This window comes from Fulvivirga aurantia, from assembly GCF_009711475.1.
GTDB lineage: Bacteria > Bacteroidota > Bacteroidia > Cytophagales > Cyclobacteriaceae > Fulvivirga > Fulvivirga aurantia.
In genome coordinates this window covers 1-15,423 of the sequence record NZ_SMMD01000905.1, presented here as the reverse complement: position 1 = coordinate 15,423, position 15,423 = coordinate 1, and the positions used below count along the sequence as shown (strand labels likewise).

Sequence of the window (15,423 nt, the reverse complement as noted above, 5' to 3'; positions counted from 1 at the left end):
CTGTTCTTATAGTACGTATTTGATTGAAAATCTTCATGCTTTTGATAACTGTGAACAATTAGAAATCATTGTCTTATTAAACGACAAAAAAGACGCCATACAAAAAGAGTATCCTGATTTGATTAAGACTTATAGGGTGTATTCCAATGAAATTCTAAAACACCAATTGACTAAAAACAATGATATAACACCACAAACTTTTTTATATAAAAATGATCAGCAACTGCTTCATTTTAAAGGTGTAAAAAAGAAAATGTTTATGAAAATTGAAGATCACATCAACTGTACTATCAAATAAATAGGTTCTTGGTGAGTTTTCCGTCCCGCAGAATCACCAGCAAGGGACTCTAAGTAGGTCTTAATTTGATTCATCAGACCATTCAGTGGCCAGAATAACTGTTAATTGATGCCACCTCCATACCAGGGATCGCATCGATTCGTCTGGTTTCAATTAGCTTTCAGACTTACTAATCCCTAAAGGCTTAGTAAGTCAGAGGTCGCTTTGCTCTGTGCGCTAAAGAGACCCAATTAAATCACTTTTATTTATCTTAGATTGAAATTAATCGTGACCCTCCATTATCATGTTCAAATACAATTCTCTATCAAGTTTCTTAGTTGTTAATGCATTTTTTATACTTTGCTCCTGCACGGTCAATGCTCAGGATGAGAAAGACGAAAGGCTAAAGGAAGACATCAATACTATTACAGAAGAATTAGTCTTTATGTATGAATACGACCAGCGCTTGCGTGAGTATTTAATTTTCAGATCATTTGATAAATCTTTGACTGATAGTATTGAAAATTTGTCGACACAGGACCGGGCGGCTTGGATCGATAACAACAGTTTTCAAAATGAAGCACTAAGTGCTCAGATTATGGATGAATATATTATACCTTTTGACAAGAAACATACCGAGCGATTGATTGAGATTACAGAGATGTACGGATTTCCTGGTACTGATCGTATCAAACGTTACTATACAAAACCTCTGGATTCAGAATTTAACCCTTACATTATATTTGCTCACTCTCAATCAAAGTATTGGCATCAAATTGATACTCTTTTAAAGAAAGAACTTGATGAAGATAGAATTACAAATTGCTTGTATGGTCACTTTCTCTGGCATATTAATGGTAGAAATGACCTAAACTACATGCTCAATAATGGCTATCAATTAATCAAAGATGAAAACGGTCAAAGTCGCCTTACGTCAGTGGATTGTGAGTAGACCAGAGTAAACTGAGAAATGATTGGCACTACCTTACTAAGCCTCTTAGGATTAGTAAGGTTTATATCGCATAGCATTTGAAACAGTCTTACTAAACTTTAAAAGCTTGGTAAGATTATTTAGTCTTAATGAATGAAGATTTACTAATCCCTGGAGGCTTAGTAAACCTGAGCTTTTCCCCAGAGACTCACCCTTTTGATCTAACAGCTCAATATCACATGGTTATTAATTGTATTTGTGAGTGTATGTGAATAGTAAGTATAGTGTATTGTCAGCCCCTATCCGGAACAGTCAGAAGAAACTATTAATTGATACCATCCCTCAAAGGTAACGCATCAATAGATCTGATTTCATTGTCTATCATGCTTACTAATCCTTGAAGGTTTAGTAAGCCACAGTAATGATTAATCTTACAAACTAATTCTACACCCTGCTCTAAGCTCTTTGCTCTACGCACTTTGCCCTTTGCTCCGTGCCCTACTTCACTCATAAGTCTAATTTCTAACCTCCAAAATCTAACTTCTAAAAATCAAAGGCATGGCATCAATAGTCCAAATTCATTGGCATAATACTTACTAATCCTTGAAGGCCAAGTAAACAACGGTAAATGGTTAATTTTCCCCCTCTACACCCCGCTCTAAGCATCATACTCTTCACCCTTTGCGCTATGCTGTCTCTAATGTCTAAATTCTAGTTTCTAACATCTAACATCTCACATTTAAAATCCACTCGGCACCACTTCAACCCATTGGCCGGATTTGTAGGCACTGATTTCATCATCATACATTGCTCCTGCATGTACTGCCGGCTGGTAAAATCTACCGAGGTAGGCCGCATTTAACACCACTCTAAATGTTTTACTCTTAGAAGCATACAAATCAAAATAAGTGTACACGCGATCATCGCGGATATCCTGATACTCAGGAGTATCACCAACATTGATGCTCGTAGTCAAATCCATTCTTAGGTTTCTAATTTCCCAACCTGAAGGGAATATCTGCGTCAACGCCATCTCTTCATAGTGAAATCTTACCCCACCCGGATGCTTCACCGTTACCTCAGCGATAAAATCGGAGCCTTGTTCGAGCCTGGAAACATCAATTGTTTTACCAGACATGTCTTCATACCTCACAGTCATCTCCAGACCATTTGACTCATCAAGCTGATCGCTGGTCATTGGTGTACCTTCGTTGATCAATCTCACAAAAATCGACTGACCGCTGGTATTTTTCAGTGTGACCTTTTCTGCACTAAAGTTGAGTTTATGTTGCATGACAGGCTTCTCAGGATCAGCTTTTTGAGATTTTTTACCATTGATCGTAAACTCATAACCAAAAGGTGAAGCGTCATCACGACTGCCAACAAATTTGGCTACGCCCAATAGTGTATAAGCTACCGTCTGGGTGCTAAACCACCTGCGAGAGCCTATTTGATCTACGAGTTCGTCTAATACTTTCTTAGCAGTTATTTTATCATCCAAAAGTACCAAGGCCTCTAAAATCATAGCACGGTCTCGCATTGAGCTTCCATAAGAATAACCCAGTTCCCGATATTCATCAACATCTATGGAAGCTCCTGAAATAATTTGACTGGCTACCTGTCTACGACCGGCCAATTGATAAGCCGCTGCTAATCTCCATCGTGCAGCAGAAGTAAGATTTGGTGTTTCTCGCATTCTGTTCATTGCACCTAAAGCAGGACTTCCGGCAAGCGCGAGCGTATATAATCTATAAGCCTGGGTATTCTGACTGCTTCTGCGCCAATAGCGATAATCTGAATTACGTGTATCGTCCCATTCGTTGGCCCTGGTAGTTTGGAATCGCACCCAGCTTTTCTTAAAACCAGTCGGAAGAGAGTACCCAGAGGCCTCAGCTTCTATCATAAAGTGTCCTGCATAGTTAGTTCCCCAGCCGCTATAATTGCTGTACTGTCCCGGCCAGTAAGAAAGACCACCATCTGAATTCTGGAAGTTTCTTAGTCTTTCTATAGCAGCTCTGATGTTATTCTCTATCTCTTTTTTTCTCTCATCAGAAAGATCTAGCACCTTATCCAAATGCAGTTGAGGAAATACCGATGATGTGACCTGCTCAACACAACCATGTGGATACCTGATAAGATAATCTAGACGACTTTCTAAATTGAGTTGTGGAAAGCTTGACACTTCCATAATGGCGCTGTTAGTGCCTTCTACTCCGATTGGGCTATAATCAGTTGACCAGCTTTGACCCGGCTCGATCACTGCATCTACATATCTCTTAACCGGAGGGTTTGCCAACCTCACATCCATTTCCACTTCATGGCTTGCACGCTCTCCATGGCCTGAAACCACTACTTCGACCTTGCCAATCCCAATAGATTCTTTCGCTTCCAACTCAAAATAGACCACCTGGTCACCTTCTTCGGTAAATCTCAGGGTTTGTCTATCGCTGCCTTTACAGTGAAAGAGATCGTTTGACTGAATCTCAGCTCTTACGGTCTTGATTTTCTTATCCATAGCAAAAACAGTAACAGGCACTTTTACAGTTTCACCAGGTCCGATCACACGTGGTAAAGTGGTAAGCACCATCAACGGTTTCTTTACCGGTGTGGCTTTTTCTGACTTGCCGTAGGCTTCACCTCCACCAGCAACGACCATTGTGCGCACAGAGCCTACATAATTAGGCATGCGAAAAGTATGTTTAGCCTTTTCTCCAGGTTTAAGGTAGAATGGCCCCGCATATTTAACCACTGGTTTAAAGCGATTAGCTTTCTTGCCACCGTCTTTGCCCAATAATTCTTCATCACCACCCAAAGCCAGTAGACCAGACATCTCTCCTGCCATGGCACCAACTACATATTGATACATGTCCCAGGTTTTCACGCCAAGTGCTTCACGCGAAAAGAAATAATTCCACGGGTCAGGAGTTTTGAAACGGGTTAGATCCAGTAAACCTTCATCAACCACGGCTACAGTGTAGGCCATCCCTTTGCCATCTTTTTCACTTACTTCTATTGTAAAGCGCTCCTCAGGGGCTAATACATCGGGCATATTGATTTGTGGATTGAGGTGTGTCTTTGGATTTTCGACAGCGATCGACTGCACACCATACATACGAATAGGCAAATCATTGGCTGTAACATTATGTGGCTGAATATAGCTGATGTGTACAAACACATTAGGTGCCATAGCCTCAGTGGTCTCAAAAGTAAACGTTGACTGCTCAGCTTGTGACTCTACCCAGAAGGCGTCTACAACTTCCGATCCTGACTCGATACTCACCAAAGTACGACCTGTTTCATTGGCTGGCAATGTGACTTCTACCTGTTCTCGAATGCTGTATTTTTCTTTGTTGGTTTTAAAAGTCAACATTTCTGCACCACCGGGTCCTTCCTGGCCTGATCGCCACCAGCCTCTATAAGAAGTATAGAATAATTTACCAGTGCTGTGACCGGAAACAGGGTCTGTTATTCTTATAAGCTTTCTACCCCAAGACCTTTTGTCCAAATTAAAGTCATACATGACTTTGCCATCGGCACCTGTGCTTACGTAGTCAGTCTTGAGCAAATTGGTAGATCGGCTTCTTATATACTGGGCCAGGTCTTCCTGCTCGCTTCTCTCCCACCACCAGCGCCAGCCGACATTAAAAATCTCAATTTTTAGTTTGTCTCTACTTACAGGCTTACCTTCTTCATCGACTGTGACAATAGGGATTAAATTAGACTCATTGCTATATAACGCATCTCGCCACCCTTTACCTTTTGGAATTTTCACCCCGACATAAGAGGTATAAGGTGAGTATGGCATGCTAAAACGATCTACGCTAAAATCACCACCCTGCTCGAAAGCACGTACTTTAAAATTAGCATCAAGGACTCCCGGAGCATTGTCAGAAACATTGAAAGAGGCCTTTATTTGCGCTTTGCCCTGTTCGTCTAATTTACCATCGAAAATGAACTTTGATTCTGACTCAAAACTTTTGATTGGGTCGTTAAAATGATAGTCTTTGTACTTATCAAAAGGGGCATTACCCTCGGTGAGTGTAACTTCAATATCCGTTTTTAGACTTTTAGCGATAGCGCCATGAAGCCATTTTACCTCAATCTCTCCTGGTGTGGCCTGACCAGATTTCAAGACTTCCTCTTCAAAATCTATATTGATTTTAAGCCTATTAGGCTTCACCGTTTCAATTTTAAGGGTTTTGGTAAATGATACTCCTCCGACTTTAACTTTGGCTAACCAGTTGCCTGTTGGTGACTCCGGCTTTGTGGCTGTTCTGAAGTCATATAATCCTTTCACTGATTTGGTTTTCACATTGCGAGAAAACAGCTGATTTTCAGGCGTAAATAGCTCAAAAACAATTGGGTGGTCATCGGGAATGAGGTTGAGCTTGTCTTCCATCATAAAGGAAACATATAATGAGTCACCCGGACGCCAAACGCCTCTTTCTCCATAGATAAAGCCTTTGAGGCCTTTTTTCACTTCACTACCACCGATATCAAACATACTTAGCGACAAGGCTGAACCATCATCTAGACGTAAATAACCACGCTGGTTGCCATCTTTGGCTGTTAATAAATAAGGCTTTGAGTCAATAGGAATTCTTACCATGCCATTGCTTTCTGTCACACCAGAAGCAATCACCTGGTTTTGAAGGTTGAGGACCTCAACATTTACCCCCTGTTTTGATGCAGTTGTTGTGAGGTCGGTAACAGCTACTAATAACTCTTTACTATCACCTCCTTTCACGATTATACCAAGGTCAGAAGCAAGCACATTTCTCGATTTTACATGCCTGTTTCGCATGTAGTATGATGGTCGACATGGGTTGTCACGCTCGTCCCAACGATAGCCATCATTATAATTGTAGTAGTAGTCGTCATAATAATAGTCATCGGTATCATCATAGCTTAACATTTCAGGATCATCAAGTAAGAAATCTACTTCTCCATCTTCCTCCTCCTCAGTATCGCTACAAGGGAATAGTGAATGTTTCTTATCAAAATCTAGCGTTACACGATAGATTGCACCGGGCTCGACTTGTATAATTTTCGATAAGTCTAATGCAAAGGAATTCCAGACTCCGAAATCTACTGCTCCCAGTGATTTGAGTGCGACATCTTCTTTATAAATGAGTCGACCGACTCTTTTCAGCTCTCTTCGCCCGTCAAGGTGGTTGACTTGTAAGAACTGGCCTATGTTGTCTTCAAAGATTTTAAGCACTCTTACATTTACACCATTGAGGTTTACTGCTTTAAAAGGAAAAATAAGGCCATCAGTACTAGGTAAGATCACACCATCACCGATCAATTCTACATTTGGTTTGATGTTGCTAAACTTCACGGTTTGTGAGAAAGCTGTCTTCATTTGATAACCCATGGTATTTCTCACACCTTTTGTTACGAGCAACTCAGTCTGCTCGGTCATGCGTTCGGCCGGGTAGGCTGTTACCGTGTTGTCATCAATTACGAACCTAAGATTAGTGCCCGATTTCAGATATATCAGACCTTTTAATTCCTGTTGCTCTGCCAGTGGGTCTGAAAAATACAAGGTAATATATTGCTCAGGCTGCTGGGTCAGGCGCATATTCATAACGGTAAAATCACCTAGCGGGGGTATTTCTATCACTTCCTCACCTTTTGAAGGTGACTCCATAGGCTCGCCATCCCATTGCAGCACAACCTGGCTGGCACTTTTACCCCTTTGAATACTATCTATTACAAAATTGTGATTTCTGCCATTGGCAGAGTGCTCCCATTTAAGAGAAACCTTTTTACCACCTTGAGTGGCCTTAAGTGAGCCCTCCACTTTTTCATCAAAGGCAAAATCTGAGGTCACTAACTCGCCTTTGAGTTTTTGCCAGTCAAGGTTCTTTTTGTCATAGGCCTCGAGACCACCGAAATTTACAGAAATATGCTGCTCCATGGTTTGAAACTGAAAAGTGAGCACTTCCAGTTTATCAGGCACTTCCATTATATCTCCCAGCGCAAAATCTACTTCGAATAATTTGCCTGAGGGTAAGGTCTCAGCAGGCGTAAACTCTACAATACGGTCGGATATCCATTGAGCTTCACCTTCGATACTTGGTTTAAAATCAAACAAGTCATCAGCCGCTTTCTCACCAGCCGTTGTGCCCGGAATAGCTTCTCGAAGCCTTACCTGAATGGTGCTCTCAACAGAAATAACTCCCGAAGTGAATGCTGAAACATAACCCGTAAAGGCCGGATCGACCTCAATTGGCTCTTGAGAAGGTTTATCACCACCACAAGCAAGTAGTAGTATAGAAAGAGAGGATAATAAAATTCTGTGTAAAAAACGGCTTGACATAATTAATTGAATTGGCTACTGTAAAATCGCCCACAATATACAAGCTTCTTTTATGCGCTCATACTTACTTCGTGTATTTTATTCAATCAACTTTAGGGATTGTGTAATGAAAGTTATACCTCTCCCTTTTCTGACAACATAATGGCCACCGCTTTGGTCGAAGGAAACTGAGAGAAAATGATCACCATGATTACCGTGATAGGTATACTTAAAATCATACCCGTTATTCCCCATATCGCGCCCCAAAAAGACAGTGCTAATATTGTGACTAATGCACTCAAGTTCATAGAACTACCCATGAGCTTAGGTTCCAAAACATTGCCAACAACGATTTGAATAGCGCCTACTATGAATAATACCAGCAGTGCAGAAGATATCTCCCCAAACTGTAAGAGGCAGAATACAGCCGGAAACAAGGTGCCAATCAATGAACCAATGGTTGGGATAAAGTTTAATAAGAATATGAGAAAAGCCCAGAATACCGGTGAGTCGATGCCTATAATTAGAAGTACAAAGTAACTCAAAACACCGGTTATAAAACTCACCAGCGTTTTTAACCCTAAGTACTTAGCTACGGAAATTTCAATGCTTTTTATAATTTCCATTATTCGATCGAAACGCTCACTATCAGCAAACATATTAGCTAGCTTAGGTCGGAAAAAGGCCTCTTCCAGAAATATAAAGGCAACATAGATTAAAATCATGAAAGTGCTGCTAAAGATTTCAGAAAGAGAGTTGAATATTGACCTCAGGATAGTGCCAAAATCAATATCACCACTATGAGTATTGATGTACTCAAACACATCAATATTGAAAGCTTTATTAACTTTCTCTACCATAGACCCAACATTGGCCTCATACTTTGGATAAGAGTAAGCCAGTGCATTAATATTAGCAGTAATCAAACCTGACGCAAACCCAAGGATTGATAAAATAATGATGGAAGTAAGTAGATTTTTTGCCCATAAGGCAAACCTCTTTTTCACGAAAGGAATTTTATCCAGTAGCTCTCTGATTTCTCTTATTACAAACCAAAGTAGAATGGCAAAAACAAATGGAATGAGTAATGTCTTGCCAAATACCAAAACAATAACTATTGAAATAGCAGTAATAAAGAAGTAGGCTATATTTTTCATTGAAAAAATTATAAAAAGTCCAGGTCGAAAGTAGCATTTTTTGAAACTCTGAACAAACTATAGTTTAATGCCTTTCAACAAGCAACTGGCCATACTTCTCCCGAAGCTTGTTTAGTTTCGGATTGATGTAGGTTTGACAAAAAGGCTTCTTGGGATTTTGCCGGTAATAGTCTTGATACTCAGATGGGGACGCTTTAAAAGTGTGAAACGGAAGTATTTGGGTTATAATAGCCTTTTCAAAATCAGCTTGAAGATCAGTTAAAATTTCCGAGAGCACAGTTTTATGCTCTTTATCAAAATAATAAACGGCTGAGCGGTATTTGGCTCGCATGGAGTGATCGCTGGTGCAGTCGTGTGTATGTAAATGAATGGCTACCAGGTCATTGACCGTTATGATCTTTGGATTAAAATGTACAATCACAGCTTCTGAAAAAGAATCAGCAGGTGCTTCTGAGGCGATCCAGCCTTGTTCCACTTTTGTCACTCCTTTTAAAAAAGAAAAGACTGCCTCTGTGCACCAGTGGCAGCCTCCTCCAAAGCCTATTTTCTTTAAGTTAGCCATCGAGCGATTTTAATTCCTCTTTGAGCTTCTTAGGCAGTCCGTTTACCACCAAATCATAGCTGTGATCGATAAGCTCTAACATGAGATTGTCAGGCACAGAACCATCACACTCCACTGTATTCCAATGCTTTTTATTCATATGATAACCTGCATTAATTCCAGCATATCGGTCCCTCAGCTCCACAGCATACTCAGGATCGCACTTCAGGTTGATACTCGTAAATAAATCTACATCTGTAAGGGCATACATCTTTCCCATCACTTTGAAGACTAACACATTTTCATCGAAAGGGAAATCCTCGGTGGTACCGGGTTTGGCCATGCAGTATTCTCGGTAGCTTTCTATATCCATAATTAAATATACAAAGCTTTTATGATTCCGGTTAACCGCTAATGCACGTTCCCAACCCGGAACGGCTAGACAATGACTTTAAAATAAGTGCTTGCCTATGAAGTAGATCATGCCCAACAAGAAGATCGTAATAGACAATTTGTTGACAAAGTGCATTGATCTAATGCTAAAATTAGATGGCCTATTTGGGTCTTTCTTTCTGAAAAAATAACCCCACACTTCTCCTAACTGAAAATAATCTTTCAGCGAATTTCTGTCCTCATTCTTTTCTCGATTTGCCATATGTTATTCAAATTAGTCATTTTAAATGACTGGTTATTATTCCTCACTTAGTCGTGATTGAGCTCAGGTTCTACCCATTGACCATCTTCTCTAATAATCTCGATCAGCTCATCTACTGCATGCTCAGACGGCACTCCTCTTTTCATCACTTCCTGTCCTTTGTACAACGTAATTTTACCTTTACCAGATCCCACATAGCCGTAATCCGCATCAGCCATTTCTCCAGGTCCGTTTACAATACATCCCATGATACCAATTTTAACACCCTTGAGGTGATCGGTACGTTTTCTGATCATTGCCGTTGTCTCTTGCAAATCAAAAAGTGTACGACCGCAAGACGGACAAGAAATATACTCAGTCTTCGTCATACGGGTACGGGCCGCTTGCAATATGCCGAAACTGGTATTGTTGAAGTTTTGAACCAACGCTAATTGTTCTTCTTTATTTAGTTTTTCATCCCAATGATGGGCTAGCAATACACCATCACCCAGACCATCGATAAGAAGTCCACCGATGTCTGTGGCAGCATAGATCTGCAACTGATCTTCCGTGAGGTCTGAGTAATCTCTTTTTATGATTACCGGTTGTGTCACATTTGCATTGATGAGCTTCATGAAAGCCCGCCTTTGCTCGGCTAAACCGTGTTTATTATTTGTCTCTAGCAAAAGAACAGCTGTCTTATCTTGTTTTAAAGTATCCAGAAAAGCATCATTAAGATCGGCTACATCAACTGCTATAAAATTGACTGCAGCATGTTTGCTGCTCTTCCCTTGATATTGATCTGCATTCAACAATGGAATCTTGTTGACCTGATCAGCATGATTTAACCAAACGTCATAATCAATAATTTCTTTAAGGCCATTGGGTAGCATAAAAGGAACCGGTTTGCCACCGCTATAAATATAGTCAGCCCCAAGGTCATTCATTCTCCACTTATCAGGCTCTGGCAAATAGAAATGCCCTATTGCTTTAAGGTCTTTATAGTTGTCAAGTGCAATTCCGCTTAGATCGGTTATCACACGAGGCACGTTTTGTCCACCGATATTTGCTACTTCACGCGAGTCTCTGCGCTCATATTTAAACGGGTCAAGCGGATTGTTCTCGATTGGGGCTATTGACTGATGATCTGCTCTGTCGATATAGCGATCAACCATGGTCTGGGCTACAGGAGCTTCGAATTCAGGTTCTTCAGTGAGCGACACGCGTACTGTATCTCCAAGGCCATCTTCAAGCAAAGTGCCAATACCAACCGCACTCTTAATCCTGCCATCTTCACCCTCTCCGGCTTCTGTCACTCCCAAATGCAAAGGATAGGGTTGCAAACCTTCTTCTTCCAGTTTGTTGACAAGTAGCCTGTATGCCTGCACCATCACTTGTGTGTTACTGGCCTTCATCGATAATACAATATCGTAGTACTCAAGATCTTCGCAGATTCTTAAAAATTCTAAAGCCGACTCCACCATACCCAGTGGTGTATCACCATAGCGGCTCATGATTCTATCTGATAAGGAGCCGTGGTTGGTACCAATACGCATAGCGGTACCATGCTCTTTACAGATTTCAACCAGTGGTGTGAATTTTTCTCTGATTCTATCAAGCTCAGCCTGATAAGTATCGTCAGTATACTCTATTTGCTCAAATTTCTTTTTATCGGCATAGTTGCCGGGATTTACCCGTACTTTTTCAACGATTTTTGCCGCTAACTCTGCCGCATTAGGTGTGAAGTGAATATCAGCAACCAATGGCACATTATAACCTCGTTTTCTGAGCTCTTTCTTTATCTCAGCAAGGTTTTGAGCCTCTTTTAAGCTAGGCGCGGTTATCCTCACATATTCGCAACCGGCCTCAACCATACGTATCGTTTGCTCAACGGAGCCCATCGTATCCATCGTGTCTACGGTAGTCATTGATTGTACTCTGATGGGGTTATCGCCACCTAGAGGCACATCGCCAATGTAGACTTCTCTGGTTTTTCTTCTGGAATATTGGGTAAGACTGTTGCAGTATTTCTTTGTAGAAGCTATTAATTCTGAATTCACGCTAGCTGTTATTTACTTTGCTGTAAAGGTAACTGTTAGGTGTTAGAAAATGTTTCTTAATCTGCGACTATTTATAGCGCAAAAGAACGATCAATACACCTAACCAGTAGTTATTAAATAAATGGCCAAAATAGATAGAAATACTATCGACAGCAAATTACTTACGATTACGAGCCATTTGCTTTTCGGATTCGCGTAATTGAGCCAAAGGATTGTCAATAAGCTTAATAGAAACAGTAATACCGGCTTATTTCTTCGATGCGTATTATCTGCTACCTGATATTCTTTTCTATAAATGATAAAATTGATAATTAATCGAAAGACTAAAACGACAAGTAGCGTTGGCAAAACCACATCGAGCGTCATTTACATCATGTGGGTTACATTGTCGAGGTTGCCTTTGTATCGCTCAACTACTACTCCAAATTTTTCCAGGAAGTCAACACCTTCATCGCTTTCAATACCCTTGTATTCTGCGTAAGAATTGAGGTAAACGACTTTTTCTACACCCATGGTAAACATGATACGGGCGCATGCCAGACATGGCGCTAATGTTACAAACATAGTGGCCCCTCGCACTTCTGTCTTATTTTTTACGGCATAGAGTAAAGCATTTTGCTCTGCATGTATAGCCAGCGAACAACCACCTTTTGAATCACGCTTGCAACCTTCTTCCGGCCATTCCTGATCGCAGTTGTGCGTGCCAGAGGGTGGCCCATTGTAGCCAATGGAGATAATCCTGGTGTCTTTGGTAAGCACCGCCCCTACATGACGCTTGATACAGTGTGAGCGCTTAGCCAGATTCACTGCCAACTCCATAAAAATATCATCAAATGCCGGTTTATTCATCGTGCTTTTATAAAATGTAATTGAGCGAAAGTTGCGTATATTTAGCCATTTTAAAAAATAACCTACTGCAAATCTATGAAATCGAAAAGGGCCTTAATGCTTATCACCGGATTACTTTTAAGTTATATCTCTTGCCTCAGTCAGGAGTCGCTCAATCCGCGACCAAGCCCTACCGATATCACAAAAATGAAACATAAGAATACTTACTTAAAAATCACTTACAGTAGACCTCAGAAAAATGGCCGTGAGATCTTTGGCAACCTGGTGCCATACGGCAAAGTATGGAGAACGGGAGCCAATGAGGCAACCGAAATTACACTTACAGATACTGTGCTGGTGGCGGGCGATACATTGAATGCAGGTACCTACAGTATCTTTTCCATTCCTCAAAGAGATAAATGGACAGTAATTTTTAATAGTGAATTGGGCCAATGGGGTGCTTATAATTACCTGGAAGCCAGTGATGTGTTGCGTATAGAAGCCCCTGTTGAAAAAGTTACTGATGTCATATGGGAGCCTTTTACCATTCAATTTGAGCCTCATAACAGCAAAGCCGATCTTATTTTCCTTTGGGACCGAACCAAAGTAAAAATACCAATCGATTTTTTGGATTAGAAATCCCCCAAATTAAGGGATGGAAGACTGAAAGAACTGCACTACCTTACTTCTACCTAAACCCTGCGCTTATGAGAAATATTATTACTATTCTCCTGCTTTTCGGTGGCTTCCACCTGATGGCTCAATCCACCGCTGGTGACAAGCACTTTAATAATCAGGAATGGCAAGAAGCCATAAAAGCATACACAAAACATTTAAAGAAAAATTCAGCAGACTCAGCGGCTTTGTTTAAGACGGCTCAGGCTTACCTGAACCTCAATCAGTATGAGCAAGCATTAGAATATTTTCAACAAGCCGAATCGAGCAATTACTCTGTCAATGCCACAACACTCGGCAAAGCACAGGTCTATCTCGCTCAAGATCAAAATGAAGAAGCTCTGGCAACAATTGTCTCAGGGGCAAATCAAGGAGCCAGCTTTTACATGACTTTAAAAAACGACCCTACATATGACCCATTGCGTGATTTAAGTGATTATCAAAAGGCATTATCTGTTTTAGAAACCAATGCATATCCTTGTCTGAATAGTGAAAAATACAGGCATTTTGATTTCTGGCTGGGAGAATGGGACGTGCTGGTTAACGGCCAAAAGGTCGGTGACAACAGTATAACCCGAGCAAACGGAGGCTGTGCGATACACGAAAATTACACCACAGGCACAAGGAATTACACGGGGCAAAGCATCAATTACTACGACCCCATCGATAAAAAATGGCATCAGCACTGGGTAGGTAGTGGTGGTGATGTATTCAATTACCTTGAAACTGACCGAGCAGATGGCATGCTACAATTTGAAAGTAAATTTATGAATCAACAAGGGCGGATATCTCTGTCCAGGCTGACTTTTACACTCAACGATGATGGCACTGTAAGACAATTTTTTGAAAGCAGTACTGATGAAGGCAAAACCTGGTCACCTGCATTTGATGGATTATATAAGAAAAAAGAAAACTAGCCTTCGTAGGAGATTCTATACACCTTATTGCCATAGTCGTCAGACACTAATAATGACCCGTCAGGTAATTGTAGCACATCTACAGGTCTACCTGTTTGGTCTTGGGTAGCATCGTCTAACCAACCATCAGCAAACACCTCTCCGGCAGTGGCCCTGTTATTTTCAATTTGCACTCGCATTATTCTATAACCAATCTTAGATGAGCGATTCCAGCTACCATGCTGGGCGACAAATACATCCCCTTTGTATTCTGCTGGAAACATATCACCAGTATAGAATGTCATACCCAAAGGTGCCGTATGCGCTTTGAAATTATATTGAGGTTTTACAAAGTCATTGCAATGTCTCTTAGAGCCAAATTGAGGGTCAGCGATATCGCCTCCGTGACAATACGGATAGCCGAAGTGCTGGCCGACTTCTGTCACCCGGTTCAACTCACAAGGCGGAATGTTATCGCCCATCATATCACGACCATTGTCAGTAAACCATAAATCACCCGACTCTGGGTTCCAGTCAAAGCCTACAGTATTTCTTACCCCATGAGCCACAATTTCTAAATTACTTCCATCGGGATCTATTCTTGTAATAGATGCATATATCTCATCGCTCTCACAAATATTGCACGGAGCCCCAACAGGCACATAGAGCTTACCATCTGGCCCAAAGGCTATATATTTCCACCCATGGTGGGCATCTGTCGGATATTCATCATAAATCAATTCAGGACTAGGAGGATTTTCCAGGTCAGCTTCAATATTGCTAAACTTCCATATCTTACTCACCTCAGCCACATACAAATCACCATCTTTAAACGCCACACCATTTGGCATTCTCAAGCCTGAGGCAATTACATATTTTTCGTCAGCTTTCCAGTCGCCATCAGTATCTCTGAGTGCATACACTTTATCCTCTGCGCGATTGCCCACATACACGACTCCAGAAGGACTTATAGCCAAAGATCTTGCATTCTCCACTTCAGCAAAAACATCAATTTTAAAACCTGGGGGCAGATTAATCCCGTCTTTTTTAGGTTCATCATCGTTATTATTTGCATTATCTGTAGTTGCTTTATCTTCTTCTGAAGAACCGCATGCCATTG

14 protein-coding genes are annotated in these 15,423 nt (G+C 41.0%); 4 read left to right on the top strand and 10 right to left on the bottom strand.

Annotated features, from left to right (window positions below; genetic code table 11):
* Positions 1-298 (top strand): hypothetical protein (locus E1176_RS20780; RefSeq protein ID WP_185152844.1); only part of this gene is annotated, 298 nt, incomplete at its 5' end.
* A gap of 283 nt (positions 299-581) precedes the next feature.
* Complete coding sequence (locus E1176_RS16050) at positions 582-1,229, top strand: hypothetical protein (RefSeq protein ID WP_155211884.1); 648 nt, start codon at positions 582-584, stop codon at positions 1,227-1,229.
* 304 nt (positions 1,230-1,533) lie between these two features.
* Here the strand turns inward: E1176_RS16050 and E1176_RS16045 are convergent, their stop codons facing one another.
* The 9 genes from E1176_RS16045 to E1176_RS16010 form a co-directional block, all read right to left on the bottom strand.
* Entirely contained in the window at positions 1,534-1,719 is a 186-nt protein-coding gene (locus E1176_RS16045) for a hypothetical protein (protein WP_155211882.1), read from the bottom strand.
* A 228-nt stretch (positions 1,720-1,947) separates the two neighbouring features.
* The gene (locus tag E1176_RS16040; RefSeq protein ID WP_155211880.1) at positions 1,948-7,533 is read right to left on the bottom strand and encodes an alpha-2-macroglobulin family protein; all 5,586 of its coding nucleotides are present in this window, start codon (positions 7,531-7,533) and stop codon (positions 1,948-1,950) included.
* A 113-nt stretch (positions 7,534-7,646) separates the two neighbouring features.
* A complete protein-coding gene (locus tag E1176_RS16035) occupies positions 7,647-8,669 on the bottom strand; it encodes an AI-2E family transporter (RefSeq protein ID WP_155211878.1) in 1,023 nt (340 codons plus the stop codon).
* A 64-nt stretch (positions 8,670-8,733) separates the two neighbouring features.
* A complete protein-coding gene (locus tag E1176_RS16030) occupies positions 8,734-9,231 on the bottom strand; it encodes a peptide-methionine (S)-S-oxide reductase (protein WP_155211876.1) in 498 nt (165 codons plus the stop codon).
* A complete protein-coding gene (locus tag E1176_RS16025; RefSeq protein ID WP_155211874.1) occupies positions 9,224-9,583 on the bottom strand; it encodes an MmcQ/YjbR family DNA-binding protein in 360 nt (119 codons plus the stop codon). The genes E1176_RS16030 and E1176_RS16025 overlap by 8 nt, the downstream gene beginning before the upstream one ends.
* Before the next feature lie 78 nt (positions 9,584-9,661).
* Entirely contained in the window at positions 9,662-9,865 is a 204-nt protein-coding gene (locus tag E1176_RS21120; RefSeq protein ID WP_155211873.1) for a DUF6728 family protein, read from the bottom strand.
* Positions 9,866-9,912: 47 nt separating this feature from the next.
* Positions 9,913-11,904, bottom strand: a complete 1,992-nt coding sequence (ispG, locus tag E1176_RS16015) for a (E)-4-hydroxy-3-methylbut-2-enyl-diphosphate synthase (protein WP_185152843.1) — start codon at positions 11,902-11,904, stop codon at positions 9,913-9,915.
* A gap of 99 nt (positions 11,905-12,003) precedes the next feature.
* The gene (locus E1176_RS20775) at positions 12,004-12,270 is read right to left on the bottom strand and encodes a hypothetical protein (RefSeq protein WP_185152842.1); all 267 of its coding nucleotides are present in this window, start codon (positions 12,268-12,270) and stop codon (positions 12,004-12,006) included.
* Entirely contained in the window at positions 12,271-12,753 is a 483-nt protein-coding gene (locus E1176_RS16010) for a deoxycytidylate deaminase (RefSeq protein WP_155211871.1), read from the bottom strand.
* A 75-nt stretch (positions 12,754-12,828) separates the two neighbouring features.
* On the opposite strand from E1176_RS16010, the gene E1176_RS16005 reads away from it, so the two are divergent.
* Entirely contained in the window at positions 12,829-13,368 is a 540-nt protein-coding gene (locus E1176_RS16005; RefSeq protein ID WP_246206094.1) for a DUF2911 domain-containing protein, read from the top strand.
* 71 nt (positions 13,369-13,439) lie between these two features.
* Positions 13,440-14,324 (top strand): tetratricopeptide repeat protein, encoded by an 885-nt coding sequence (locus E1176_RS16000; RefSeq protein ID WP_155211869.1) that lies wholly within the window; start codon positions 13,440-13,442, stop codon positions 14,322-14,324.
* Here E1176_RS16000 and E1176_RS15995 read toward each other — a convergent pair.
* Positions 14,321-15,421 carry a PQQ-dependent sugar dehydrogenase gene (locus E1176_RS15995; RefSeq protein ID WP_155211867.1) on the bottom strand — a complete coding sequence of 367 codons (1,101 nt, stop codon included), beginning with the start codon at positions 15,419-15,421 and terminating at the stop codon, positions 14,321-14,323. The genes E1176_RS16000 and E1176_RS15995 overlap by 4 nt on opposite strands.
* Positions 15,422-15,423: the final 2 nt, after the last annotated feature.

What these genes read in the sequence shown, in the direction of transcription:
- E1176_RS15995 (WP_155211867.1), bottom strand. Translation starts at nt 15,421, where the DNA reads ATGGCATGCGGTTCTTCAGAAGAAGATAAAGCAACTACAGATAATGCA.
- E1176_RS16025 (WP_155211874.1), bottom strand. Translation starts at nt 9,583, where the DNA reads ATGGATATAGAAAGCTACCGAGAATACTGCATGGCCAAACCCGGTACC.
- E1176_RS16040 (WP_155211880.1), bottom strand. Translation starts at nt 7,533, where the DNA reads ATGTCAAGCCGTTTTTTACACAGAATTTTATTATCCTCTCTTTCTATA.
- E1176_RS21120 (WP_155211873.1), bottom strand. Translation starts at nt 9,865, where the DNA reads ATGGCAAATCGAGAAAAGAATGAGGACAGAAATTCGCTGAAAGATTAT.
- E1176_RS16005 (WP_246206094.1), top strand. Translation starts at nt 12,829, where the DNA reads ATGAAATCGAAAAGGGCCTTAATGCTTATCACCGGATTACTTTTAAGT.
- E1176_RS20775 (WP_185152842.1), bottom strand. Translation starts at nt 12,270, where the DNA reads ATGACGCTCGATGTGGTTTTGCCAACGCTACTTGTCGTTTTAGTCTTT.
- E1176_RS16045 (WP_155211882.1), bottom strand. Translation starts at nt 1,719, where the DNA reads ATGAGTGAAGTAGGGCACGGAGCAAAGGGCAAAGTGCGTAGAGCAAAG.
- E1176_RS16035 (WP_155211878.1), bottom strand. Translation starts at nt 8,669, where the DNA reads ATGAAAAATATAGCCTACTTCTTTATTACTGCTATTTCAATAGTTATT.
- E1176_RS16030 (WP_155211876.1), bottom strand. Translation starts at nt 9,231, where the DNA reads ATGGCTAACTTAAAGAAAATAGGCTTTGGAGGAGGCTGCCACTGGTGC.
- E1176_RS16000 (WP_155211869.1), top strand. Translation starts at nt 13,440, where the DNA reads ATGAGAAATATTATTACTATTCTCCTGCTTTTCGGTGGCTTCCACCTG.
- E1176_RS16050 (WP_155211884.1), top strand. Translation starts at nt 582, where the DNA reads ATGTTCAAATACAATTCTCTATCAAGTTTCTTAGTTGTTAATGCATTT.
- E1176_RS16010 (WP_155211871.1), bottom strand. Translation starts at nt 12,753, where the DNA reads ATGAATAAACCGGCATTTGATGATATTTTTATGGAGTTGGCAGTGAAT.